Below are 25,651 nucleotides of genomic sequence, written 5' to 3'. Positions count from 1 at the left end.
TTTGCCCAACAATAGCTCAAAACCTCTGCCCTAGTATTTCTGAGTATTTATACTCATCGCAAAAGTGACACGCTCCCTATGGCGGCGAGATTCGCGATATCCTCAACGGCAACAAAGGCAATGATTTTATCAGCGGTGGTAGTGGCGATGACATCCTATTCGGAGATGAAAATAATGACATCGTTGTTGGCGACTTGGGCAACGATTTAATCTTTGGAGGCAAAGGCAATGACTCCATAAATGGCCGCGAAGGTAATGACTTCATTCGGGGTGATAAAGATAATGACTTCATTGATGGTGGCAAGGATAATGACACCTTATTTGGAGGCAAAGGTAACGAGATAATGCTGGGTAGTGATGGAGACGACTACCTGTTTGGAAATCAGGGTTCGGATACCATCTGTGGCGGTGAAGGTAATGATTTCATCAGCGGTGACGAAGAAGCAGATATCCTGGGAGGGTGTGAAGGAAATGATACTCTTTACGGAGGGGAAGATAACGATACTCTCACTGGTTGTCAAGGTGACGATCTTCTTGACGGAGAATTGGGGAATGATAGTTTAACTGGCGGTAGTGGTAACGATATCTTTGTCTTAAAAGCCGATCGAGGATTTGACACGATCGCTGATTTTACGGTGGGTCAAGATTCGATTGGATTAACCGGAGGTTTGAGCTTTAGCCAGTTAGCAATAACTCAAAATACTCAGGGAACTCTCATCAAAAATGCCTTGACAGGGGAAGAGTTAGCTGTGATGGTTGGAGTGAGTGCGAATGCGATTACATCGGCTAATTTCCGGTTGATTTAGGGAAGAATTAAAAGTGCGATCGCCCATTAAATCCACAAAGGGCGATCGCACTTAAATCCAAATCAACAATTGATATCACATCTTCCGCTGAAATTCCTCAAGCACATCCATCAACTGAACTTGACACTGCATCGGAATCAAATCTGCCAGCGGCACTTCCCGCTTGCCGCCGCCCAACTTGACTGGAATACTTTGCAAAACTTGTCCAACTTTGTCAGCATCTAAATTGCCATCTTCCAGCATTGAATAAAGTTGTTGGGCAACAACTGTATGCAGATGAGCATCTCTCAGATACAAATGCCATTTGGCAATGTCAATGTAGACATTTTCGCCGATTTCGGCTGCTAAGGATTCGATCGCCTGGGTAGTATTAGCCATATAAAAAGCAGAACCTTATTTGTTATCAATCAAAAGACTTAACAAATCGCCGACAACTGCCTTCAGCCAGAATCTTTGGTGAGGGGCGAATAATCGGCGATCGCAAAATGGTAAATCGCGTGGGCCAAAACTACTAGAGCCCATCCACCCGTTACCGAAATTGCCCAAGGCCAATTAGCCTTTTGCAAATTGTGAACAAACCACAAACCAGAATTGGTAGCAGAAAAAAGACCGACGTGGATAGCAAAATTCATCCGGTCATCTAAACGGCGGTACTCTGGATCGTTGCGATCGGGTTTGCGGGGCCAACGAGGAGGCATAGTTTTTCACTTGATATTAGTAGTTCAGTGCCTATTTTAATCATAAGTGCAGCTTTTTGAATGCTGCATCCCTCTTTCGGCATGAAACTTATGCCTCTACATTTTCATAGTCCCCAGACTTGCCGCCACTTTTACTAACCAGGCGAATTGACTCAATGGCGATCGACTTTTCCAAAGCCTTCGCCATATCGTACAAAGTCAGCGCCGCCACCGAAACCGCCGTCAGCGCCTCCATTTCCACCCCAGTTTCCGCCTTAATTTTCACCGTCGCCCGAATTTGATACCCCGGCAACTCAGCATCCGCTATCACCTGCACTTCCACGCTACTCAGCGGCAGAGGGTGACACAGAGGAATCAAATTCGCCGTCTGTTTCGCCGCCATAATTCCAGCCAACCTTGCAGTGCCCAACACATCACCTTTCGGCGCATTCCCCGCTTCAATCGTCGCAAACGTCTCCGGCAACATCCGCACCCTCGCAGCGGCCACAGCTTGCCGCACAGTCGGCACCTTCGCCGAAACGTCCACCATTTGGGCTTGCCCGCTGTTGTCGAGGTGAGTTAGCTGTGCCGCATCGGGCAATTTAGAAAAAGTTGGCGAAAGGTCTTGCATTATTTTGGTAATGGTGTTACTGTTAGATTCTGTGAGAAAAGAACTTAATCAATTTTAGATTAAATCTAAACTCAACAGGGGCTTGTAGCTTAGTTGGATAGAGTGCATGGCTACGAACCATGAGGTCGGGGGTTCGAATCCCTCCAAGCCCATTTTAAATCGATAAATCCTCGTAGGGAAACTCGTAGGGACACGGCAATGCCGTGTCCCTACAATTAATTGCGGTAGGGAAACGGCATTGCCGTGTCCTCCTCACTATCGATTATTTTGCGGTAGGGAAACGGCATTGCCGTGTCCTGAGTTGCTATCATTCCAATGCAACCGGAATTGAACTCACCCATTCAAAGCATAAACATCTTTGCCTCGACCGATCGCAAATTTCATCGAATGAGACAAGTCCTTGCTAGACAGAGTAATAAAAACCAGCAAAGCCAAGCCAGCGAGTCCAGCCGCCAAACCAAACATATTTCTGTAGCCGACTTGTTCGGCAACAAAGCCTAAAGTCGGCCCAGCCATCGCAATCCCCAAATCAAATCCGCCAATACAAAGCGAAAACAAGCGGCCCCTTTCATGAGGTTCGCACCTGTCCGACATCAGCGTTACCATCATCGGCATAACAGTACCGCCGGCGCAACCTTCAACCAAAGCTGCGATTAAAAAAGCACTGCTGTTGTTAGCAAAATACAACAATAACATAGATACGGCATAACAGATTAAGCCGCCAGAAATAAACAAGCCGCGGCCGTATTTGTCCGAAGCCCGTCCCGTGAGCAACCGTATACCAAAACTGGCGATAGCCGCCGTAGAATAAAATAATCCTGGATTCAAATTAGCCTTGGTTTCTTGGATAAACAAAGGCATAAAAGTGCTCAAAGTTCCAAATACTAAACCAACCACCAATAACACTAAAGCCGGAATCCGCACTCTCGGATTCCAGAGCATTTCCCAGTATTTTTGGCTATTTTTGTCCTCAGATAGCGAGTCCGATTTTGTTAACTCTGCAAAATTAGGTTCCGCAATTTTGCAGGTAAAAAATATAGCCATTGCAGCGAAAGCCGCCGACATCGCAAACAAAGGAGTATAACCAACCCAAGCTTGCACAAATCCGCCAATAGCCGGCCCAACTGCTAGACCAATAGGATTCACCAAACTCATGTAACCGATTAATTCGCCCCGCTTTCCTGGCGGCGACAAATCTGTTACCAAAGCGCTGTAAGCTGTGGTAAAAGCAGCGATGCTAATGCCGTGAAAAGCCCGGATAAATAACAGTAAGGGGATAGATTGAGCTAACAGGTAGCCCATCGGGGCGATCGCAGCGACTGCCGCGCCTAGAACCAAAACTTGTTTTCGCCCCCTGCTGTCGGCTATTTTGCCCAACTGCGGCCTGGATAGCAAAAGTCCGATCGCAAATGCACCCATCACAAAGCCAATTTGCTGTTTTGTGCCGCCGACATATTGGACGTACAGCGGCAAAGTTGGCAGCAGCGAAGCCAAACTCGACCAGAATAGGAGGCCTGCGGTGAATAAAGTCAGTAAGCTGCGTCTGGGTTGGGGATCGATGTCCCTAAAAATATTCAAGATGCAAATTCCCTTTAAATCTTCCGAGTGTACTCAAAGTAAGTTCGAGTGTCTCTATCATTGTGTTACAAATTCTTAAGATTTGCACCAAAAAAAGTTGATATTCGACTCACTGTCAACTGTCAACCGTCAACCGTCAACCGTCAACTGTCAACCGTCAACTGTCAAAAAAGAGCATTCTTACCAATCAACCTCAGCTCTTTCCTCCACCACCCGCCGATAAACCCACTCGGTTTCCATCGCCAACTTCGGCCAACTAAACCGGCGTTCCAAATCCTCATAAGCATTGTCAACCAACCACCGCCCGTAACCCGGATTTTTCAGCACCTCCAAAATCCCCCAGGCCAAAGAATCCCGATTATTTGCCTCAGTAACAACGCCAGTTTTAGTGTGCAGCACCACCTCTGGAAGTCCGCCCGCATTTGAAACTACCACCGGCACCCTTGCAGCAAAGCTTTCTAAAGCTACAATCCCAAAAGGTTCGTAAAGACTGGGGAAAACCGCGCAGTCAGCTACTGTCTGGAATTTGTCGAGATGTTCCTCAAACATGAAGCCAGTAAAATAACACTTATTCCAAATTCCTAAGTTCCAAGCCAAAAGTTTGAGATGGTCTGTATTGCCGCCGCCAACAATTACTATTTTGGCTTTCCCCCCCATTTCCCAAATTACTTTAGGTGCAGCATTCAGAAATACAGCAATGCCTTTTTCGTAGCTAATTCTTCCTACATAATATACTATTTTTTCGTCGTCTGTCGCAAACTGGCGGCGGAAGTTCATCGCGTCAAATTCGTGCCAGCGCGGCTTTTTTTCCGACCTTATTCCATTGTAAATTACCTCTATTTTGTTCCACGGAGTCGATAGTACCCGTTCGGCTTCCCGCCGCATATAATCGCTGCAAACAATTACCCGCCAAGCGTTGTAAGCGAGGTCGTTTTCCTTGGCGTTGATGTAGCGCTGCCCCTCATTGTGGATGCCGTTGAAGCGCCCGTATTCGGTGGCGTGGATGGTGGCAATTAGCGGTACTTTAAAGGTATGCTTGAGGGCGATCGCCGCATCTCCTACCAACCAATCGTGAGCGTGGATGATATCAAAGGGGCCTTCCTCCAGCATCAGTTTGCCGCCTTGGTGGCCCATGCTTTGGTTGAGGTTCGCCACCCAGTGAAAAAAGTCCCTGGCGTGTCCCACCACCACCCGATGCACCTGTATTCCTTCCACCACTTCGTACATCGGCGCATGGCCGAACTCTACTGTAATTAAGTGAATCTCGTGGCCCAGCTTCACCAATTCTGGATACAGTTCCGCTACGTGGCGGGCGATACCGCCGACGATTCTGGGAGGAAACTCCCATGCCAGTACCAAAATTTTCATCTTTCTCCCCTCCAAAGAATTTATATATCTTAATGTTTATGATTAACAGATTTATTGTATAATACGCAGCCTAAAATGTTGGTCGATCGCAAGTTTATGGCCGAGGGCTGACATTTGGCAGCAATAATAAGCTGTCGGGCATCTAAATTGTATTTTTCGGGCGGGCGGGACGCCCACCCCACAAGAATTCATCAAACTTGAGTGTAAAATTTAGATGCGCCTACCTGCTTACCCTTTCTTCAAAATCGGCTCCAAGTCGCGGCGAAAACGAGTCCAAGCAGCAACCGATCCAGAGTTAGAAACAGCACCCTTGCGCATCAAAATCGCGCCGTCTTCAAAGCCCACAATTCCGTACTCTCCAGATTTGGAAAGGCGATCGATCTGCGGGACGATCGCCTGCAACTGTCCCCGTTCCCGGCGAAACGCAGCCTGATACTGCTGCAACTGCCACATATCGGCAATTACATACTCCATCTTCACTGCCTCCCCCGCATCATTCCGCAGTTCAAACATCGGAAACCTGAGAATTTCCCGGCGGCTTGACAAAATCGGCACAATAGTATTCGTCGCAGCCACGCTAGCATCAGCAGGAATTTGAGCCAACAGCGGCCGGACTTGAGATACGTGCTGCCACTGTCTGACGAGAGGAACCTGCACCCAAGGATCGATCGCATCAGGCAAAATGAAAGAAAAAGTCCGATTTGGGTTAGACGTGAAGGTAAAAAATAGCGACAAGCAGATGCAAAACGCCCAAAAGCGACGAAACTTGGAAGACGAAGCCAAAGGCAAAACCGCAGAAGGAAAGCGCAAGCTTGTTTTTTCTCCGCTTCTAATTTTATCTTCTTCCTTTTGGCGATCGGCCCACCACAGGATTGCCCCGTAAAAAAGCCCTGGAACCACAGTCATCGCATAGCGAATATTAATCGCCAGCACCGACTCTCCTTTCGCTAAAAACAGCTTCAGCAGCGGAAATCCAGCTATCGTCCAAGACGCAGGCGCTACGGCAGGAACTAAAGCTAACGGCAACCACTGGCCGAGCAGGTATTTGATTTTACCAAAAAACGGCGTAAATAGTTCAGCCACCAACCGCCCCGGATTGCTAACCATTCCCCAAAGAATTTCTAGAGTCGAAGCTTCATCCCCCGAAGCATATTGACCGAAGCGCTCCATCATAAACCGCTGGGATATGTCATCAGAAAACAAAGGCATAATCAGATTGGTCAGGACGATCGTGTAACCAAAACTGAGTATGCAGACAGCCAAGCCAGTCCGAGGGTAGCGCCGACTGCAAATCATGTAAAATCCGACGCCAAACAAAACAATTCCCGAATCTTCTCGCACGGCCAAAATTAAAGTTGCCAGAATCCCAAACAGCCACCACCAGCGCTTCTCCATCGCCAGCAGCAAGCCAAAGACATACAGCGGAATTTGACAAACATCGTGAAAATTACCCAAAGTCGGGCCGATGACCGCGTTAGCGCAGTAATAGCTCACAACAATTGTCGCCGACAGCCTCGGTTCCAGATAGTGTCTGGCGAGAGCATAGAGCACTCCTCCAGCCGCCGCAATTAAAGTCACCTGCAACACAGTCAAAGTGACGGGCGAGGGAAACAGCGAATAAATTGGCAGCCACAGCATCAGCGCCGGGGTGAAATGCTGCCCCAACCGGTAGTAAGATACTTCCGGGAGCTGGTTTTGGTGAACGACATTAGTGGACAAAGCCGAAGACAGGGAACTCTCAAACAAGTGACCCCGAGTGCCGTTCCAAAAAAGTTGATTGAAAATCCCTTGGTCGTAAGTAGCGTAAAAGCTGTAGTAGCGGTGCAGCGTCAGCAACAAGCACAGCACAAAAAAGGCGGCCGCCACTTTAACCACCACCCGCAGCGACTCATTTTTCTTCCATCTCAAAAATGTCATGGGCCCGCCGTAACGAAATTATCGGACAATAGCACAAATCTAAAGTAAGTATTAAATTAAAGTAGAAGTGAAATAACTCGGCTCGGCAATGGTCAATTATTTTCACCCGATCGAAAAGCTCAACAGCGTCCATCCAACACCCGGCACCAGCGACACCGACTGTTCTCCCGAACAGCCGACCAATTCCGAACCGCTTTTACAGCTTTTGCTGTTCGTAGACAAGCGTTCCTCTTCCAGGGAACAGACCAGACACATCCGCAAGTACCTCAAGGATTTGAAGGCAGAGTGCGACTTTGAGCTTCAAGTCATCGACGTAGGAGAACAGCCCGATTTAGCCGAACACTTTAAACTTGTAGCGACTCCCTCGCTGCTCAAAATTCATCCCGAGCCTCGACAAACTCTCGCCGGCAGCAATTTGATCGCCCAACTAGAACACTGGTGGCCCCGCTGGAAGCGTTCTGTAGAAGAATACGCAGTTGGGCAGCAGTCTGCCCCAGCTCTGGCGTCCTCTCTGGCACACGACCCAAAACCCATCTATTCCGTTGCTTGCGCCGCGGAACTCGTGCAGCTTTCTGATGAAGTTTTTCGCCTCAAACAGGAAAAAGAACACCTGCAAGAGCAGTTGCAGTTTAAAGACCGGATTATTGCGATGCTAGCTCACGACTTGCGCAATCCTTTGACGGCCGCATCTTTGGCTTTGGAGACTTTGGAGTCCAGTCAGAAGGTGAAAGAGGGGGAAAAGTCGCGTTTGACACCGAGTCTGGCGGCTCATTTGATGAAACAAGCCCGCCGCCAAATCCGAATTGTCGATCGCATGATTACAGATATCCTGGAAGCAGCCCGGGGTACAAACGCTCAACTCCACATTGAAGCAAAAAAAATCGAACTGGGGGCGATTTGTCAAGATGCAATCCTGCAATTTGAAGATAAATTTCAGGCGAAAAGTCTGAACTTGGAAACAGACATTCCCACAGATTTGCCCTTGATTTATGCCGATCCCGATCGCATCAAACAAGTCATAGTCAACCTGCTTGACAACGCCAGCAAGTACACGCCAGACCGAGGAACTGTTAATCTTTCAATTCTCCACCGCACAGCTTACAAAGTTCAAGTCAGCATTTGCAACAGCGGCCCGGGAATTCCTGAAGAAGATTGCGCGAGCATTTTTGAAGACAGCTTTCGCTTGCAGCGAGATAAATCAACAGACGGTTACGGCATTGGACTGTCTCTGTGTCAAGGCATCATCCGCGCCCACTACGGTCAAATTTGGGTAGACTCCGTACCCGATCGAGGCAGTTGTTTTCACTTTACTCTGCCCGTCCAAAAATAAAAGTTAGCTGTCATTTGTCAGTTGTTAGTTGTCAGTTGTCAGTTGTTAGTTGTCAGTTGTCATATCAAATCCGGTAGCATCGGAATTATTAATATTACCGAAATCAGGACACGGCAGTGCCGTGTCCCTACAATAAATCTGGGGTAGGGAAACGGCACTGCCGTGTCCTCTATATAATTCCGGCGCAGCCGGAATTGATATCAGTTGGAACCGAATTTGATATGACAGTTCAACTTGAACGCAGTGCAGCAATAATCTGTGCGTTTGCCTTGGGAAAAGTAAATTGGTCAATTTCGTCGAGTGTCACCCAGCGAATTTCATCGCATTCGATCGTTTGCGGTTCCCCGCTGACGTGGCGGCAGTGGTGCACGTAGAGCCTAACTGTAAATTTAGTGTAGTCGTGGTCAATTGTAATCAGGCGATCGCCAACTTCTACGACAATCCCCAACTCCTCCATAATTTCCCGTTCTATGCAAGCTTCGATCGTTTCCCCAGGCTCTATTTTACCCCCCGGAAACTCCCACAAACCGCCGTGCAGTCCGTGCTGTCGGCGCTTGTCAATCAAAATTTGTTGTCGATCGTTCCAGATCGCAGCAACGCCGATAACTTTGTGGGGCACAGGAGAAAGAGACATATGAATGGGGAATTGGGAATTGGGAATTGGGAATTGGGAATTGGGAATTGGGAATTGGGAATTCAAGAATAATATCAATAATTATTCAATTATTTAATCAACAATCTAAAATCTAAAATCCAAAATCCAAAATCTTAAGCCCCCATCTTGCGAGGGGGGCTTGACACTTGCACAGCTTAAATGTTAGTAATCAACTAATCTTCCGAGCCGTGTCTCTCACTGGCTTGTATCGACTTTTCAAAAGTCATTCGCTGTTCGGCATTTTTGAGAAAATAACCGCTAATCATCGCCGAGGCGAGCAATCTACCCAAATGTTCGCGACTGGTAGTAACTGTCACCCCGAAGTGTTCCGAAGGCAAATTCCCCAAAAGTCCGACAATATTTCGCTCCATTACTTGAAACACTTCGTGAGAAGTCGGCTTAGACAACTGAGAAACAGTGTCGGGAGCCATTGACTGCACGTATTGCCATAATAAGTTGGCATTTTCTCCGTCTTCTTCAAAAAATTCTGGGGATTTATTAGATGAATTACTCACGAGTACCTCCGTTTCAGAGACAGCTTGTTATTTTAGATGCGGGCGGTTAAATTAAATAACCATTATCAGATCGCTGCTGATCTTTATTACTAAGTAATTACTAATGTAGCAGGACAGTCGCAGCAACCAAGTGGGCACAACCGAATTAAAAGCGGCGGTTTTTACGATTTTAGATTGGGGATGGCGATCGGGCATTTCGCCCGATCGCCAAATGGCCAATCTACCTAGCTGGCTAGATAATCGTTGATATCTTGCTTGCGCTTGCGGAGTTTGGTCAAAGCTTCCCGTTCTATTTGCCGCACTCGTTCCCGACTGATGTTGAGACGATCGCCTATTTTTGCCAACGTTAAGGTTTGCCCGTCTTCTAAACCGAACCGCAAGGCGAGAACTTCTCGCTGTTGCTGAGTCAGTTCCGCCATCAGGTGGTCTAAGTCAGTCCGCAGGGAAGATTGCAGGGCAAAATCTTCGGGGGTAGTACCCGTATCTTCCAACAAATCGCCCAACTCTGTATCTTGATTGTCTCCCACGCGCAAGTCCAGGGAAAGTGGCAGGCGCGCGCGATCGAGATATTCGCGAATCTGTTTGGGAGTCAATTCTAGCTCTGATGCCAATTCAGCAGCCGTGGCCGCGCGGCCGAGCTGTTGAGCAAGTTGGCGCTGAGCCTTTTTAATTTTGTTGAGCTTTTCGGTAATGTGGATAGGCAAGCGGATGGTGCGGCCTTTTTCGGCGATCGCCCGAGTAATTGCCTGACGAATCCACCAATAAGCATAAGTTGAAAATCTGTAGCCCTTAGTCGGGTCAAATTTTTCTACTCCCCGCTGCATCCCGATCGTGCCTTCCTGAATTAGATCGAGCAAATCTACGTTGCGCTTGATGTATTTTTTGGCAACAGACACTACCAGGCGGAGATTGGCTTCCACCATTTGGCGCTTTGCCCTTTCCCCGTGTTCGATCGTCCGCTGCAACTGTGCCTCAGACAGCCCGACTGTCTGTGCCCATTCAGCCGCCGTCGGGTCGCGGCCTAACTCTTCGGCTAAAATATTTTTCTCCTGATGCAGTGCGGCTGAGCGCTGTACCTGTTTCCCGTAGAGTATTTCTTGCTCATGGGTCAACAGCGGAACGCGGCCGATTTCCCGCAAGTAAGCGCGAACAGAATCTGTATCTGAGGACTTAAGAGTTTTCATGAGCTTTTCCCGCTGAGGATCTGTGCCTCTAAAGGTTTGCGGCTTCGCAAACCCCTAGCTTTAAATGAAAGGAAAGCGGGCGGGGACTTGCGCTTTCCTTTCACTTAAAGAGGCTTCGTTTTATGGTAACTAGCTGCTACTCCCAGTCAGCACCGTCTCAGGTTAGGTTTTGGTTGGGGCGTGCACAATACTACGTTATGTTAAGAATCTTAACATTTGTGAGAGCAGTTGCCTACATTTCTTCATATTTATTTCGTGCAAGTCTGCACTGCACTGTATGAGAGTACCCGTAAACTAGCTTCAGAGTTTGCATCATGTTAAACAAAATCGGGCAAATCTCAGAGGGGGAGAGGGGGAGATGGGAGACGCTACCAGATGCTTTTCCAAAACGCAATTAAAAAATACAATTTAAATGGCCAACAACTTGTCAATAATCAGGCTTTGAATTTACAGATACAGTTCGCAATCGCACGGCGCGATGCTTAGAAACCGGGTTTTTTACGCTCATCTGCGGGTTGTAACGCGTCTTTTCGTAAAAAAACCCGGTTTCGCACGGGTTCCATGCACAGATCGTGACCAATGACTAATGACTTCTTTGCCGTTGAGCTTCGTATAAGATGAGGGCTCCGGCGATCGACACATTTAAAGATTCTACGCTGCGGCTCAGGGGGATTTGGATTTGTCGATCGGCCAAACTTCTCAATTGGGCCGACAACCCAGAGCCTTCATTGCCCAAAACTATCAGAGTCGGCACTCGCAAATCTACTTCCCAATAAGTTAAACTCGCGTCGGCGACGGTTGCTAAAATTTGCATTCCTCGATTTTTATAGCCGGAGACTTCGGCGGTTAAATCTGGACTGACTGCCATTGGCAGTTTAAACCAAGCTCCTGCCGAGGCGCGCAGCACTTTTGGATGGTCTAAATCGGCGCACTCAGCGCTCAGTAGCAAACCGTCGGCATTAGCAGCCGCAGCCGTGCGGACGATCGCCCCCAAGTTACCGGGATCTTGGATTGTTTCTAAGGCTATTCCTAAAGTTGACAATTCTGTCGGTGGAGTTGCGGTGCGCGGTGCGGTGGCGATAATCCCGTCGGGTTGGACTGTAGTGGCGATCGACTCTAACACTTTTGCACTTACTAATTCTGTGCGATCGGCTAAATTACCAACTTGCTCCCAAAGTTTCCCGTGATCCTCCAGCCATTCGGGAGTGCAGCAAACCGTTGCTAGCGGGTATTTGGCAGCGCAAGCTTCTTCGAGCAAGTGCGTCCCTTCGAGTAAAAATAATTGTTGTTCCCTGCGTCCCTTCGAGCTGTGCAGCTTGCGGATTTCTTTAACTAGGGGGTTTTGAATACTTGTCAGCATTGTTTAATTCAGCAGAGCGAATGGGGTTATTGCCTGTATCGGGTTAACCCCAAACTTTCTTCTGCCTTTGGAATGCGGAACCCGGGACTTGAACCCGGAAGGCTTGCACCACATGAACCTGAATCATGCGCGTCTACCAATTCCGCCAGTTCCGCATCGGTCACGAATTACTACTCTGCCATAAGTTCGCCGATATGTCAAGTGTTTTTTGCCATTTATTTTTTAGTGTGGGATGCAAGTAATATTTTGCACAAATTACTGTTCGGGTTGAGAAATCCTTTAGTTTCGAGGATTTACTGTTAGCCAAACATCGCAAAACGCTGTGTAGTTGAGTAGGGTGCGTCAGCTCGCGTCCGGTTATTAATAATCCACAAGCTTCGATCTGACGCACCCTACGGGATTTGCTGAAAAAACGGGAAATCTAATCGGCCAAATCCGGGAAAACCTCGCGCACGGCCGGATGAACCAATCGGTGATTCTGCACGTTCAATCCCTTCGCCAAACTCGGATTAATTTCCAATGCTTTAATCCCGCTATTTGCCAACTGCAAAACATAAGGCAAAGTGCTGTTATTCAAAGCTTGAGTCGCAGTCCAAGGCACGGCACCTGGCATATTCGGCACGCCGTAATGCAACACTCCTTCCTCGACATAAGTGGGATTTGTGTGAGAAGTTACCCGCAAAGTTTCCACGCAGCCGCCTTGATCGACAGCGACATCAACAATCACAGAACCGGGGTGCATCTTCGCAACAAATTCGCGAGAAACCAGAATAGGAGCTTTTTTACCTAAGACCAAAACCGCGCCGATTAATAAATCAGCATCGGGAACAACTGCTTCAATTTGCAAAGGACTGCTGTAGAGGTATTCTACTCTGGAACCGAACAGAGTTTCTAGATAAGCCAGTCGATCGACATTTACGTCCAAAATCTGCACTCTAGCGCCCATTCCTACAGCAATACGCGCCGCTTCCGTGCCGACGATTCCGCCGCCCAAAATCACAACTTTGCCCGGTCTTACCCCCGGTACGCCGCCCAAAAGCACTCCTCTGCCACCTTGCTGTCGTTCCAAAAACCGAGCTCCGAACTGCACGGCCAAACGCCCTGCAATAATGCTCATCGGCGTCAGCAGCGGCAATTTCCTGTCCGGGAGTTCCACGGTTTCGTAGGCGATGGCTTGGACTCCGCTGTCGATTAAATGCTCGGTTAATGCGCGATCGGCCGCCAAGTGCAAATATGTAAACAGCAACTGCTCTTTTTGAATCAGCGGATATTCAGCAGGCAGCGGTTCCTTAACTTTAACAATTAGTTGTCGATTCCAGACATCTGAAGCCTTTAAGACAATCTTAGCCCCTGCTTCAACGTAGTCCTCGTCCGCGAAACCGGCCCCAGCACCTGCATTCGTTTCTACAAAAACTGTGTGGCCTTTGTCCGAACAAGCCCGGACACTTGTGGGACTGAGCCCGACTCGAAACTCTAAATCCTTGATTTCCTTGGGGACGCCTATTTCCATCTATAACCTCAAATTGCAGCCATACTTCGATCGAATCTAGCCTAGCAATAATTCCATCGGCATAATACCATTTGAGATATTAGATTTTGAAACCCCGGTTTAAATCCCCGACTTCTTTAAGAAGTCGGAGATCGGGAGATACTAGATTTAAAAGTCATGCTGTGCTAGGGGAACAATTTTTTGATTTTCCGCTACTGCGATCGCAATTTCCCCAATTTATCATTTTCCATAAGTCGATATATATGCAGTCAAAATACTCATCTTATCAGTCACTTATAATTTAACAGCAGCGACTCAGGTCTCAAAAAAACAATGTCACGCACACCTACCTTAACATTCGATCGCGGAACTCTATTGCTGCACCCGCCCCCCAAAGGCAGAGACTGGGTGGACTTTGCGACTTGGGACGATCGCGTGGAAAAATACCGCATTCGAGCGATTCACTACCGCCCGCTGGTAGAATGCCTCCAAGCCGACTGCATTCACTTCAGCGACGAAGCTAGGGCATACGAACTACTCGAACTCGTACCCAGCGTGGAAATGCAGCCTTACCTACATCAATCACAAGCCCTCGCAGCTTGGCAGGAAGCCGGCAGCCAAGGAGTAGTTGTCCTCCCCACCGCTTCGGGCAAAACTTATCTGGCACAATTAGCCATGCAAGTCACTGGTCGCAGTACATTAATTGTAGTACCAACTCTCGATTTAATGCACCAGTGGTACGCTAATTTAAAAGCAGCTTTTCCCGACATCGAAATCGGATTGTTGGGCGGAGGTTCGCGGGACAAAACGCCAATTTTAGTTGCAACCTACGACAGTGCAAGTATTCATGCAGAAACCTTGGGCAATAAATACGGTTTGCTGGTTTTTGACGAATGCCACCATTTGCCAACGGACTTTTATCGAGTAATTTCCGAATATGCGATCGCCCCTTATCGACTGGGACTGACAGCAACACCCGATCGCACCGACGGCCGCCACAGCGATTTGCATTTTCTCATCGGCCCGACAGTATTTAGCAAAAGACCCGAAGATTTGGCAGGCGATGCTTTAGCCGACCATAAAATAGTTCAAATTATGGTAAAACTGTCAACAGAAGAAACCGACCGCTACGCCGAATTAATCAACATTCGCAACGACTTCTTAAAACAGTCTAACATCAGAATATCCAGCCTCGAAGGTTGGAAACAGTTTATCATGGCAAGCGCGCGATCGCCCCTGGGACGGCGCGCCATGCTAGCCCACCGCCAAGCCAAAGAAATCGCCCTTTGTACCGAAGGAAAACTGCGAATTTTAGCCCAAATACTAGCAGAACACTCTCCCCAGCGCACCCTAATTTTCACCGGAGACAACGCCACAGTTTACCGAATTTCCCAAGAATTTCTCATCCCCACAATTACCCACCAAACCCCAGTCAAAGAACGCCACAAAATCCTCGATCGCTTTCGCAGCGGCGAATACAAAACCCTCGTCGCCTCCCACGTCCTCAACGAAGGAGTGGACGTTCCCGACGCCAGAATTGCTATCATATTATCAGGCACCGGCAGCGAACGCGAATACATCCAGCGATTGGGTAGAGTTCTCCGCAAAAGCAGCGATGTAAATAAGTTAGCAATTCTCTACGAAGTCGTCACCGAAGACACCAGCGAAGAAAGAACTTCTCAACGCCGCCGAGGAGGAATGCAGCCTCACAAACCCCAAGCAAAAACACAAATAGAACCGCCAAAGCCAGAATATCAGAAATTAGAAATTGTCAAACCGACACCCATTTACGGAGTCAACCGAGAGACAACTAAAAAAGCCGCAGAATCACCTGCAAAATGGGGAGAAGACAATGATGAAATTCCCTGGTAACAAGCCCAAACTATATCTGAACACTCTCTTTCTTTCTTTCTCTCTCTTCTCTTCGCGTTCTTCGCGCCTTCGCGGTTCGTTAAAAATAAAAAACTATTAACAAATGCTACCCACTGATTTATTAAGTCACCGCCAAAACGGGGAGTCAATCATCCCCCTACGCCTCAAGATAGATGCTAAAAACATAGATGCAGCTACCGAAACGATAAACTGCTTTCAAGAGTCGATCGGCAAAACCCAAGGCGAACTCGACGGACGGTTGCTAGAATTAGAAGGCGACAGCCCCGATTATCGGCTGAAACGGGGATTAGCGCACCTGCTGAAAGGCGGTTTCTGCACATTGGAAGTCATCAGTCCCCTAGAACCCTCAGAGTTGAGACAGCGGGTTTTTGCATTGTCCGCGCGATCGACTCCCAGCCCTCAATCCACCCAATTAACCCTGGAAAAAGTAGCAACTGAACTCAGCCAAGACTTAAACAGAGAAGTTTTGCCTCACGAAATCACTACAGGTTTATACGCGGATTTAAACGAAAACAAAATCCTCACAGAGTTTAATGCGCCAACACCCGAAAACTTGCTTCACAAATACAATCTTTCTCAAGTTCAAGGCATATTTTACCGAGCAAGTCAAGTCCAATTAACCGCCCACCGCAACGATCCAGGAGAATACAAACTCTTATTTCGCTATCTGAAACTATTTCAATTAATGACTTACATCGAAGGCGATGCAGACCACGGTTTTACACTGACAATAGACGGCCCTACAAGCTTATTTAAACCCAGCACCCGCTACGGCTTAGCCCTCGCGAAAATGCTGCCCGCACTGCTGCACGTCACCAAATGGAGTATGCACTCGACACTGCACACAAAAGACCCTTTTAGCGGCGTTTTGAAAACAGGTAAATTTACCCTAAATTCCGATTGCGGTTTAGTCAGCCACTATCCCCCTGGCAAGCCTTATGATAGTATGTTAGAAGCAGCATTTGCTGAAAGATGGAATTCCACAAAAACCGAGTGGAAACTAGAACGCGAAGTTGATTTAATTCCGATTCCAGGTAGTGTGATGATTCCCGACTTTCGGTTAGTGCATCCCGACGGGCGAGTATTTTTACTAGAAATAGTTGGCTATTGGCGGCCGGAGTATTTGCAAAAGAAATTTGCACAAGTACAGAAGTCAGAATGCGATAACTTGATTTTAGCTATTTCCGAACGGCTGAATTTAGAAAAAGCCGGAGTGAATGTAAATGACGTGCCAGCAAAAGTAGTCTGGTTTAAAGATAAATTGCTGCCTAAATCAGTCCTGGAAGTCCTCGAATAGTATACCAATCCGCCCATCAGTTGCAAACTTCTTTCTTTCTTTCTTTCTTTCTCTCTCTGCGCCCTCTGCGCCCTCTGCGGTTCAAAAAAATCCTCCTCAAAAAACATCGTACATTCCCAGCTATACTAAAATAGGAATTTACCCAAATCCTTGCCACCGCGTACTCTCACCCTAAAACCGATTGAAAAATGGCAGACACAAGTATTGTCGAAAGAATCAAAAAGCTTTTAGCCCTCGCCACCTCATCCAATGAAAACGAATCGACTGCTGCGGCCGAAAAAGCTTCCCTTTTACTGGCACAGTACAATCTCAGCCTCGCCGATTTAGGGCCAAATCACCAAGAAGAGATTGACGAAAACTCTGTTGAAACAACATCGAAATTTGTCACTTGGAAAATGATTCTGCTTTCGGGAATTGCCGACGCTAACGGTTGCAATGCCATGCGAAACACTTATAATGGCAGTATGTTTTTGGTGGGAACTTCTACCAACCTGATTGTTTGCAAACATCTGTACGAGTATTTGAGTTCTGCAATTGAAAAAAGGGCTAAATACCGCAAAGGAAACGGCAGGGGGTTGGCGTATCTGAATGCTTTTCGAGTTGGATGCGCGACGAGGTTGAGACAAAGATTGTTGGAACAAAAACAGGAGATGGAAGAGTCGGGGATTCCGGGTTCGGGGGATGTGGCGGCGACTCCAGGGATTGTAGTGCGATCGATGTTTGAGAAAAATCAACAGGCGATCGCGGATTATTTAGAGGGTCGAGGGGTTAAAATTAGAACGAGAACAGATTCTCAAGTCAGCAGCGAGGCGGGTTTTAATTCGGGGTATGAAGTGGGCGACAAAATTAGTTTGCACAAGCAAGTACAGCCGCAAGAGGATATGAAGCAACTTAATGAAAGTCTTTGAGTTCTCTATAGTAATTGAGGGATAATCAAAACTGGGATAAAATTAAAGCAAATTAGAAATTAGGTCTGATTATTCCGATTCTTCCGATTGATCTCGGACTTTGAAATAGTAAAAAAGATTAGCAACAGCCAAATTCGAGGCTTTTTCCAAGTTCGACGATACTAAACTTTTATGACCCGCTATTTCCCCTTGCTCAATGATATAATCTTCGTACTCTTGACGCTGCTGCGGATCGAGCATTAATTCCAGTTGAGTGCAAAGCGCATAAAAATGAGACTTCGGCCTCAAATTTTCATAAAATAACTGTTCATCCGGTATCGCTAAAGCTGTTTTGGCTGAATTTTTATCCCCCATAACAGCTAAGTCTGATTTACTAAAATCAGCACTCTCTAACTGCTTTAACTCACTTTCGGGCAAAGCTTTAGTCCATTCAATCTGATTAAGCCAAATGTCTAAGGCAGCTAAATCGTGATTGTGAATTCGCGTGATTTCAGGAAACAGAAAATCTAGTTCGTCATCAGAGTCACAAGCATCAATTATTCTTAAGCCATCTTGACGGATTTGTTGTTGAAGCTGAGAAAGCTGATCGCCCGCAGCACCAAATTCATTTTGCACCTGATACGTGCCGATAATACTTTGCTCGATCGCCCAACTGCACTCTAACCGACGCAACTGTCCCGCCGCACAAGTTTCTGTCAACAAATGCGGGTTTCTGTAGTCTGCTAAAGCCTCAAACAACATCCCCCGCGCTGCATCAATTTCAGCATTGCGACGGTTAATGTCTTGAAGTTGCAAAGCAGATCGCATTCGTTGAATTGCTTGATTAAATAACCCGTAAGCTCGCACTAAGACTAGGCGATGGTTCTCAAATTTTATATCTGCAACCACTTCGGAAATTAATTGCTTAATTTCCGCGCCTTGACCTTTCAAAAGTTGTTCTAAATTGATGAAACCATTTTCTACTTTAACTTCCAGCCTCTCTACCGCTTTTTTTAGTTTCAATGTCTGGTGCAAATTCACCGCTGACAAGGCTACCCCGGCGAAAGTTCCCACACCAATGACGGCTGTTGTCGCTTGCAGCACTCCCATACTGGCTTGGACGGCTTGAAAGCCCATGTGAATTTGCTGCCTCTGCACCTCCAAATCAGCTTTGACGGCTTCAACGCCCTTATAGTTTTGGTACATCTGCAAGCCACTCATGACAAGCTGCACGGGCAACACTAAGGGCGCTAGCGGGCTATTGTTGACGATCGCGCCAACCGCATGAGCCACAAACTGTCCCGTCGCTGCATCCCTCGCCATGCCGATCGGCACTCCGGCAGATGTAAAAACTTGTACATACTTGCCAGCCTCGATCGCAGCCTGTACCGCTGCGGGAAATACAAAGTTCATCATAAATTTTTACCCTGGTAGAAACCAACACAACAACTGATCTATTATGATCCATTTAATAAAAGAAATATTATTAGGCGCTGCCAATGAATAATTCGTTAATTAGTCCCCAAACAATTGAGCTTGTTTCGCTGGTGACAGGGCAAAAACTCCGAAAAGAAGATATTACTCCGCCTGTGCTTTTTCTGGGGGGGCTGGTGACGGTGTTGCTGGGAGTCATTCATGCTGACGGTACGGTAAGTGCTGAGGAAACGCAGCGATTGCGGGCAACTTTGACGGAACTTATTCCCCCTAACAGCAGTTTGGGCCCATTGGTAATGCCGATGGTTAAGGGTGTGCGGGAACAGCAAGTTTACAAAAAAATGCAGGAGTTGTTGGCGCTGACAGCGTGTTTTTCTGAGGAGGAAAAACTGCTGCTGATTAGTTTTGGCTATCAGATGTCGGCAGCAGATGGGACAATGGACGATAGCGAAAAAGAGTATTTAATACTTATCGGTAACACACTGGAAATTGACTCTCGATACTTGGCAGTTTTAGAAGCGAGTTTTAGCAATCAAGCGATCGCAGATACAGCAGCTTTAGCAGAAGTGCACAGGTTACTCGATCCAGCACAATTTCAATCTCTCGATTCTATGTTTGTCCGTGCTGCCAGTCACATTATCGGACATTTACCAGCAAAACCGAAACACAAAACAAATCAAAATCAGTCAGTTTCGTCCTATCAGGAGTTGAAAAAATTTCAACTGTACCGACAACAACTGGATGCTGTTTGTGGAAAACTATATTTAACTCTGCAAGATGGAAGCGATCGCAACGTGCTATCTCCTACTTTAACAGCAGAAGTAACAAAAATATCTCGCAAATTGCAATCTCAGCGGTTTCGCGTGGTTGTCGTCGGCGAGTTTAGTAAAGGCAAATCAACCTTACTAAATGCTTTGGTGGGCGAGAAAATTCAACCAGTGCGGGCTACTCCTTGTAGCGGTACGGTGACTATTTTGAAATATGGATCGAAGCGCAGGGTTGTTTGTTATTACAAAAATGGAGATAAGGAAGAGATTTCGCCGGAAGAATATCAAAAGAAAGCTTCTATTTCTAGAAAGGCAGCTTCTGGTTCTCTTGCAGATGAAAAAGCCACATCAGAAATCGCAGAAATCGTTTTTGAGCATCCCGAATTAGAGTTGTGCAGCAATGGCGTAGAAATTATTGATACTCCCGGATTGAACGAACAAGCGGAACGCACAGTGGCGACTCAGCAAGTTCTGAAAACGGCTGATGCAGTTATTTTTTTGACTCAGGCTAACACTGTTTTAACAAAGACAGAACAAGAACTGCTTTTGTACTTAAAAAAAGAATTGAATTATGGTGAAGAGAATGAAGGTGCAAGAAACATTTTTATTGCAGTGAGTTTTTTCGATTGGCTGGAGAGTGAAGAGGATCGCCAGGATGTAAAAGAAACGGTAGAAACAATTGTTTATGGGGAAAAACCAATTATTGCTGGTAAAAACCGGATTCATTTTATTTCGGCTAAATCAGCACTTAATGCTATTTTGGATGGGACGGAAAATGAGTATGTGAAATCTTTTCAGGATTTCACCAAATCTCTCGAACAGTTTTTGATAGAAAAACGGGGCGCGATCGCACTTAACCAATCTGCAGCCGGAATTAAGCAAATTATTAATACTGGCTGCGATAAATTGAGTCAATATAGGGAAATGTTAGAAGGAAATTTGACAGTTTCTCAAGGAGATAAACAGAAAATATTTGAACAGATGGCGGAAGCAAGCGGCCGCGATGTTAAGATTAGACTATTAGCAGGAGAACTGAGAAAACAATCTTCTAAGGAAGTCGATCGGTCTTTTCATGAGTGGCAAGAAGGATTGGACGATCGCATGGCTACCAAAAGTAAGGAATGGACTTCAGAGCACAATCAGATTTTGAGCCAAAACCACTTGATCCAAGATTATGCCAATCAATTTGTGAAGGAACTAACACAAGAGATTGATGACTGGAGCGCCAAAAAATTGCAGTTTATATTGACACAAAAAATAGCAATTTTAGACAGCAAAATTAATGAAGATATTTCTGCAATTCGACAAGATTTTCAACAGTTGGATCTGCAACTTAGCACTAGCCTTGTTACTCAATTCAATAACTTCGCCGCAAGAAATCTGGGTGGAATTGGTATCGATGGACTAGATATCGCTTCATCAATCAACTCAGATATTGGAGGTCCTGGAGGTTTTTTGGGTGGTTTAGGTCTTGGTGGAGCCGTCGCGGCTGCATTGGCGTTTATAGGAGTGGGTCTCATTCCAGTTATTGTAGCAGCGTTAGCTGCTGCAGGAGGTGGATCGTTTGGGCTGGGAATGCTAGATATTGATGGAATTCACTCTCAGATAAAGCAAAAAGTCCGTAAGTTAGGGTTGGAGAAATTTAAGGAGTCTGAGAAGTCGATTCTTGAGAAGATAAATGAAAGAATTAAAACAGTATTTGACGAGCGAAATGAAGCAGCTAGCGGGGCGATCGCGCAAGCAATGTCGCTGTGGGAAAATTTATTAGAACAGCAGGAAAAGCGCGATCGAGAGCGAGCAGAATGCGAAGCCCAAAAAGTTTGGCTGGCTGACAAACGTCGAGAACTCGAACAGGTACAAAATCAAATTGAGGCTATTTTAAATCAGAGCGATCGCTAATTCAATGACGAGACGGTAAGCGCAAAAAAACCATAGTACCTTGTAAATACTATGGTTTTGTCGCGGTGCGTGACAGTCAATAGTCCCACCGCCGCGAGTTAAAGTTTTCCCGTGGTCACGCACCCTACCACTGATTTCTTGCACAGAGTACGATCGCCCTCAATAAATCCATTAACCCCGGTTCTGCAAAAATCCGTCGAGTCGTCAACTCCAAACCCGGCAGCAACTCATCGACAATCAGCATATTATCGGGAATTAGACATTTTATAGTCACTAAAGAAGCTGAAAACCTCTCTGGACAACGAAAACAGGTTGATGACCTAAAAACGCCTGAAACCTTTGTGACTGCTAGATTTATGCCAATTCGAGCTAAAAGTCTTTCTAGGTCTGGGTTTGAAGCCATTTTTGCTTCTGTTTTTGTCTGAGACCCGATAAAACAGATCGACCCCTTCAACACCCGCGCTCTTGTTAAAATAAATGAACGTAGCAAACCACAAGCGGTCAATCTTGGCAGTCTTCCACCTTGGACAAAGCAATATATATGAAAAATTCTGGGAAACACACATGGCTGGGGCATCTAGCTGCAATCAAAGACAAGTCGAGCCAAAATCTTAAAAAATCAATTCCAGGACGCAATCTTTGGCGCATCCTGGGCAGTTTGGTGATTTCTCAAGGAATATTGCTCTCGACCCCGGTGTTTGCCGACAGCGCGCCAAACACCATGAGTTACACCCAACTGATCGATAACATAGAAAAAGGACAAGTCAGTAAAATCGAAATAGACGAAACTCAAAGAACTGCCAGGGTTAGGCTAAAAAATCAAAAAAGCGATGTAGCCCAATCAGTTACTCTCTTCGACTACAACAACCGAGAACTCTACTCGCAAATCCGCGCCAAAAAGATCGACTTTGAAGTCAAACAAACAGCAGACAACACCGCAGCAGTCAGTTTAGTAGTAAACTTGCTGGTAATTTTCGCAGTGCTGGCAGTGCTGATGGCAATCCTGCGCCGATCGACCCAATCTCAAGGAAATGCCATGAACTTCGGCAAATCCAGAGCCCGTTTCCAAATGGAAGCCAAAACCGGCGTGATGTTCGACGACGTAGCAGGCATCGAAGAAGCTAAAGAAGAACTGCAAGAAGTCGTAACTTTCCTCAAAAAACCAGAACGCTTCAATGCCATCGGCGCCAAAATTCCCAGAGGAGTGCTGTTAATCGGGCCTCCGGGCACAGGCAAAACAATGCTGGCAAAAGCGATCGCAGGCGAAGCAGGCGTCCCCTTCTTCAGCATCTCCGGTTCCGAATTTGTCGAAATGTTCGTCGGAGTCGGCGCCTCCCGCGTCCGCGACTTGTTCCGCAAAGCTAAAGAAAATTCCCCCTGCATCGTCTTCATCGACGAAATAGACGCCGTAGGAAGGCAGCGCGGCGCTGGTATCGGCGGCGGAAATGACGAACGCGAACAAACTCTCAACCAGTTGCTGACAGAAATGGACGGCTTTGAGGGAAACAGCGGGGTGATTATTGTTGCAGCTACCAACCGCCCCGACGTGCTCGATACCGCCCTGCTGCGGCCCGGCAGGTTCGATCGCCAAGTAACGGTAGATTTGCCCAGTTACAAAGGGCGTTTGGGGATTTTGCAAGTTCACGCGCGCAACAAAAAACTCGACCCAGAAGTTGCCCTAGACACGATCGCCCGCCGCACTCCCGGCTTTTCCGGCGCCGACTTGGCAAACTTGCTCAACGAAGCAGCAATTCTCACCGCGCGGCGTCGTAAAGACACTATTAGCAACTTAGAAGTTTACGACGCGCTCGACCGGATTACGATCGGACTCACCCTCAACCCCCTGCTAGACAGCAAGAAAAAGTGGATAGTAGCATACCACGAAGTCGGACACGCCCTAGTCGCGACAATGCTCAAAAATGCCGATCCACTTGAAAAAGTAACGATTATTCCGCGTTCCGGCGGCATCGCAGGCTTTGCTAAGTTTGCCCTGGACGACGAAATGCTCGATAGTGAAGGTTTGAGGAGTCGGGCTTGGCTGTTAAGCCAGATTACAGTAGCCTTGGGGGGACGGGCGACAGAGGCTGAAATTTACGGCGATGCTGAAGTAACTATGGGTGCCAGCGGCGATATCAAAGCTGTTAGCAGTCTCGCGAGGGAGATGGTAACGCTTTACGGAATGTCTGATTTGGGGCCTGTGGCTTTAGAAAGTCCGAACAATGAGGTGTTTTTGGGTCAAAGCTGGAATTCGCGAAGTGAGTATTCCGAAGAAATGGCAATCAAGATCGATCGGCAAGTCCGGGAGATTGCCTTTAACTGCTACGAAGAAGCTCGCCGGATTATCCGCGAAAACCGCGCTTTGGTAGACAAACTTGTCGAAGCGCTGTTGGATGAAGAAACGATCGACGGTGACGAATTCCGCCAAATTGTCGATCGGTACACCGAGTTGACAAAAAAACAATTGGCACCGACATAAAGAGTCATATCAAATCCGGTAGCATCGGAATTATGTAGTGCGAGCGTCCCCGCTCGCTGCGTTGATCGCGAGCGTCCCCGCTCGCAGTAAAATCATCCAAATATTATGATTCCGATGCAAGCGGAAACGATATCATTAGTGATTCGGAATAGTTCGGACACGGCGCCGTGCCCTTGGACTACCCCAATTAATTGTAGGGACACGGCACGGCGCCGTGTCCTGACTTTGGGTAATATTAATTCCGATGCTACCGGATTTGATTTGATTTGGTTTCCGGCATAGCGAACCAGAATACCGCCAAAGCAACCGCAGCGATCGCAGCCAAAGTCAAAAATCCAGCATTATATCCAGCTTTTTGAACGATAAACCCAGTCATTAAATTGCTACTGCTAGCCCCTATTCCCACAGCCGTGCCGATCGCCGATTGCGTGAGGTTAAAGCGTCCCGTCCCCTGCGTTAAATCAGCAACCACAAGCACCGAAAGCACCCCAAAAATTCCCGCCCCAATGCCGTCAAGCGCCTGCACTGAAACCAAAAAATAGGGATTGTCGCTCAAAGTATAAAGTACGCCGCGAATTGGCAGCACAGCAAAGGCAATCAAAAAAATTCTTTTGCGCCCGCCGTGGGCCAAACGCCCCGCCCAGCTAGACACCGGAATCATCACTAGCTGAGCTACAATAATGCAGGCAGACATATAGAGAGCTGCGCCAGTTGCTTTGCCAGCAGAGAGTTCTTGACCGACGAGAGGCAACATCGCGGCATTAGCAAAGTGAAAAAGTACGGCACAAAGAGCAAAAATGGCAAGGCGGCGATCGCTAAATAGCTGCGCGAACCCAGAAACGTGAGTCTGATTTCCACCATCTGCCTCTTCCTCCTCCAGTTGGGCCCCCCGCGCCCACTCGTGATTTATATCCTCTTCGCGCACCCGGAGCACCGCGATCGCGCTGGCGATCGCCATTCCCCCCACCAGCAAAAAGATCCCCTCCCGCGCAATAAAGTGGCCCACTAAACCCGCCAGTGTCGCCGCAGCCACATTACCTGCATGATTGAACGATTCATTGCGGCCGATCCGCTGGTCTAACTTGCTGTGCCCAACTATGCCCAGCGTAATCGCTGCTACCGCCGGCGGGAAAATTGCAGCCGCAACGCCGTTCAAAGCTTGAGCCGAGATCACCACCGCAAAAGTTGGCAGCAAAATAATCGAGCCGCAGCCGATCGCCACCAACCCGGCCGCGATCGCGATTAACAGCCGTTTAGCCCGCAGCCGATCTACCAAAGCCCCCGCAGGAGTTTGAGCAATGACTGTAGCGATGCCCATCGCAGACATAGCAATCCCGATATGAGCCGGGTTCCAGTTGCGGGAAGCTTGCAGGTAAATAGCCAGATAGGGCCCCACACCGTCGCGCACGTCGGCCAGAAAAAAGTTCAAATAGTCCAGGGCGCGCAAACTCTGGAGGTGCAGCCTTTTAGAGGTTTCTTGCATCAGTT

General features: G+C 47.4%; 21 protein-coding genes and 2 tRNA genes. 8 read left to right on the top strand and 15 right to left on the bottom strand.

Features of this window, described 5'->3' with window-relative positions:
- Window positions 1–89 precede the first annotated feature (89 nt).
- Window positions 90–806 carry a calcium-binding protein gene (locus tag QUA02_RS16135; protein WP_333029195.1) on the top strand — a complete coding sequence of 239 codons (717 nt, stop codon included), beginning with the start codon at window positions 90–92 and terminating at the stop codon, window positions 804–806.
- 75 nt (window positions 807–881) lie between these two features.
- Here QUA02_RS16135 and QUA02_RS16130 read toward each other — a convergent pair whose 3' ends face one another.
- The 3 genes from QUA02_RS16130 to moaC all read right to left on the bottom strand — a co-directional run bounded on the left by QUA02_RS16130 (window position 882) and on the right by moaC (window position 2,114).
- A complete protein-coding gene (locus QUA02_RS16130; RefSeq protein ID WP_333029188.1) occupies window positions 882–1,184 on the bottom strand; it encodes a DUF3181 family protein in 303 nt (100 codons plus the stop codon).
- A gap of 62 nt (window positions 1,185–1,246) precedes the next feature.
- Window positions 1,247–1,504, bottom strand: coding sequence for a 2TM domain-containing protein (locus QUA02_RS16125; protein ID WP_333029187.1), 258 nt, complete (start codon window positions 1,502–1,504; stop codon window positions 1,247–1,249).
- 88 nt (window positions 1,505–1,592) lie between these two features.
- Window positions 1,593–2,114 (bottom strand): cyclic pyranopterin monophosphate synthase MoaC, encoded by a 522-nt coding sequence (gene moaC, locus QUA02_RS16120; protein ID WP_333029186.1) that lies wholly within the window; start codon window positions 2,112–2,114, stop codon window positions 1,593–1,595.
- Window positions 2,115–2,192: 78 nt separating this feature from the next.
- Between moaC and QUA02_RS16115 the strand changes: the two genes are divergently transcribed.
- Window positions 2,193–2,266: transfer RNA gene (locus tag QUA02_RS16115), tRNA-Arg, on the top strand.
- Between the two features lie 181 nt (window positions 2,267–2,447).
- Here the strand turns inward: QUA02_RS16115 and QUA02_RS16110 are convergent.
- The 3 genes from QUA02_RS16110 to QUA02_RS16100 all read right to left on the bottom strand — a co-directional run bounded on the left by QUA02_RS16110 (window position 2,448) and on the right by QUA02_RS16100 (window position 6,977).
- Window positions 2,448–3,692 (bottom strand): MFS transporter, encoded by a 1,245-nt coding sequence (locus tag QUA02_RS16110; protein WP_333029185.1) that lies wholly within the window; start codon window positions 3,690–3,692, stop codon window positions 2,448–2,450.
- 180 nt (window positions 3,693–3,872) lie between these two features.
- Window positions 3,873–5,060, bottom strand: a complete 1,188-nt coding sequence (locus QUA02_RS16105) for a glycosyltransferase family 4 protein (RefSeq protein ID WP_333029184.1) — start codon at window positions 5,058–5,060, stop codon at window positions 3,873–3,875.
- 228 nt (window positions 5,061–5,288) lie between these two features.
- Window positions 5,289–6,977 (bottom strand): DUF2079 domain-containing protein, encoded by a 1,689-nt coding sequence (locus tag QUA02_RS16100; protein ID WP_333029183.1) that lies wholly within the window; start codon window positions 6,975–6,977, stop codon window positions 5,289–5,291.
- A gap of 88 nt (window positions 6,978–7,065) precedes the next feature.
- Here QUA02_RS16100 and QUA02_RS16095 point away from each other — a divergent pair, with 88 nt between their 5' ends.
- Window positions 7,066–8,307, top strand: a complete 1,242-nt coding sequence (locus QUA02_RS16095) for a histidine kinase (protein ID WP_333029182.1) — start codon at window positions 7,066–7,068, stop codon at window positions 8,305–8,307.
- A 229-nt stretch (window positions 8,308–8,536) separates the two neighbouring features.
- Here the strand turns inward: QUA02_RS16095 and mutT are convergent, their stop codons facing one another.
- From mutT to ald, 6 genes are all read right to left on the bottom strand, one after another.
- Window positions 8,537–8,941, bottom strand: a complete 405-nt coding sequence (gene mutT, locus QUA02_RS16090; protein WP_333029194.1) for an 8-oxo-dGTP diphosphatase MutT — start codon at window positions 8,939–8,941, stop codon at window positions 8,537–8,539.
- A 194-nt stretch (window positions 8,942–9,135) separates the two neighbouring features.
- The gene (locus QUA02_RS16085; protein WP_194009546.1) at window positions 9,136–9,477 is read right to left on the bottom strand and encodes a DUF760 domain-containing protein; all 342 of its coding nucleotides are present in this window, start codon (window positions 9,475–9,477) and stop codon (window positions 9,136–9,138) included.
- Between the two features lie 224 nt (window positions 9,478–9,701).
- Entirely contained in the window at window positions 9,702–10,661 is a 960-nt protein-coding gene (locus QUA02_RS16080) for an RNA polymerase sigma factor, RpoD/SigA family (protein WP_333029181.1), read from the bottom strand.
- Between the two features lie 583 nt (window positions 10,662–11,244).
- Complete coding sequence (locus QUA02_RS16075) at window positions 11,245–12,021, bottom strand: TrmH family RNA methyltransferase (RefSeq protein WP_333029180.1); 777 nt, start codon at window positions 12,019–12,021, stop codon at window positions 11,245–11,247.
- Window positions 12,022–12,094: 73 nt separating this feature from the next.
- Window positions 12,095–12,176, bottom strand: a tRNA-Leu gene (locus tag QUA02_RS16070).
- 266 nt (window positions 12,177–12,442) lie between these two features.
- Window positions 12,443–13,531, bottom strand: coding sequence for an alanine dehydrogenase (gene ald / locus QUA02_RS16065; protein WP_333029179.1), 1,089 nt, complete (start codon window positions 13,529–13,531; stop codon window positions 12,443–12,445).
- Window positions 13,532–13,843: 312 nt separating this feature from the next.
- On the opposite strand from ald, the gene QUA02_RS16060 reads away from it, so the two are divergent.
- The 3 genes from QUA02_RS16060 to QUA02_RS16050 all read left to right on the top strand — a co-directional run bounded on the left by QUA02_RS16060 (window position 13,844) and on the right by QUA02_RS16050 (window position 17,608).
- Window positions 13,844–15,382 carry a DEAD/DEAH box helicase family protein gene (locus QUA02_RS16060; protein WP_333029178.1) on the top strand — a complete coding sequence of 513 codons (1,539 nt, stop codon included), beginning with the start codon at window positions 13,844–13,846 and terminating at the stop codon, window positions 15,380–15,382.
- Window positions 15,383–15,485: 103 nt separating this feature from the next.
- Window positions 15,486–16,700, top strand: a complete 1,215-nt coding sequence (locus QUA02_RS16055) for a DUF790 family protein (protein ID WP_333029177.1) — start codon at window positions 15,486–15,488, stop codon at window positions 16,698–16,700.
- Window positions 16,701–16,888: 188 nt separating this feature from the next.
- On the top strand, window positions 16,889–17,608 hold the full coding sequence (locus QUA02_RS16050; RefSeq protein WP_333029176.1) for a DUF2786 domain-containing protein: 720 nt from the start codon (window positions 16,889–16,891) through the stop codon (window positions 17,606–17,608).
- A 69-nt stretch (window positions 17,609–17,677) separates the two neighbouring features.
- Here QUA02_RS16050 and QUA02_RS16045 read toward each other — a convergent pair whose 3' ends face one another.
- The gene (locus tag QUA02_RS16045; RefSeq protein ID WP_333029175.1) at window positions 17,678–19,003 is read right to left on the bottom strand and encodes a hypothetical protein; all 1,326 of its coding nucleotides are present in this window, start codon (window positions 19,001–19,003) and stop codon (window positions 17,678–17,680) included.
- An 83-nt stretch (window positions 19,004–19,086) separates the two neighbouring features.
- On the opposite strand from QUA02_RS16045, the gene QUA02_RS16040 reads away from it, so the two are divergent.
- On the top strand, window positions 19,087–21,687 hold the full coding sequence (locus tag QUA02_RS16040) for a dynamin family protein (RefSeq protein WP_333029174.1): 2,601 nt from the start codon (window positions 19,087–19,089) through the stop codon (window positions 21,685–21,687).
- Between the two features lie 124 nt (window positions 21,688–21,811).
- On the opposite strand, the gene QUA02_RS16035 is transcribed toward QUA02_RS16040, so the two are convergent.
- Window positions 21,812–22,090: a hypothetical protein gene (locus tag QUA02_RS16035; RefSeq protein WP_333029173.1), complete on the bottom strand. Its 279-nt coding sequence runs from the start codon at window positions 22,088–22,090 to the stop codon at window positions 21,812–21,814.
- Window positions 22,091–22,228: 138 nt separating this feature from the next.
- Between QUA02_RS16035 and ftsH the strand changes: the two genes are divergently transcribed.
- Window positions 22,229–24,163: an ATP-dependent zinc metalloprotease FtsH gene (gene ftsH, locus QUA02_RS16030; protein WP_333029172.1), complete on the top strand. Its 1,935-nt coding sequence runs from the start codon at window positions 22,229–22,231 to the stop codon at window positions 24,161–24,163.
- Window positions 24,164–24,410: 247 nt separating this feature from the next.
- On the opposite strand, the gene QUA02_RS16025 is transcribed toward ftsH, so the two are convergent.
- Window positions 24,411–25,646 carry an MFS transporter gene (locus QUA02_RS16025; protein ID WP_333029171.1) on the bottom strand — a complete coding sequence of 412 codons (1,236 nt, stop codon included), beginning with the start codon at window positions 25,644–25,646 and terminating at the stop codon, window positions 24,411–24,413.
- Between the last annotated feature and the right edge of the window lie 5 nt (window positions 25,647–25,651).

It is taken from the genome of Microcoleus pseudofavosus SVA1_A4, from assembly GCF_036700565.1.
Taxonomy (GTDB): Bacteria; Cyanobacteriota; Cyanobacteriia; order Cyanobacteriales; family Microcoleaceae; genus Microcoleus.
Note: the sequence above shows the minus strand (reverse complement) of the source record. Positions and strands in the feature narration are given on the sequence as shown.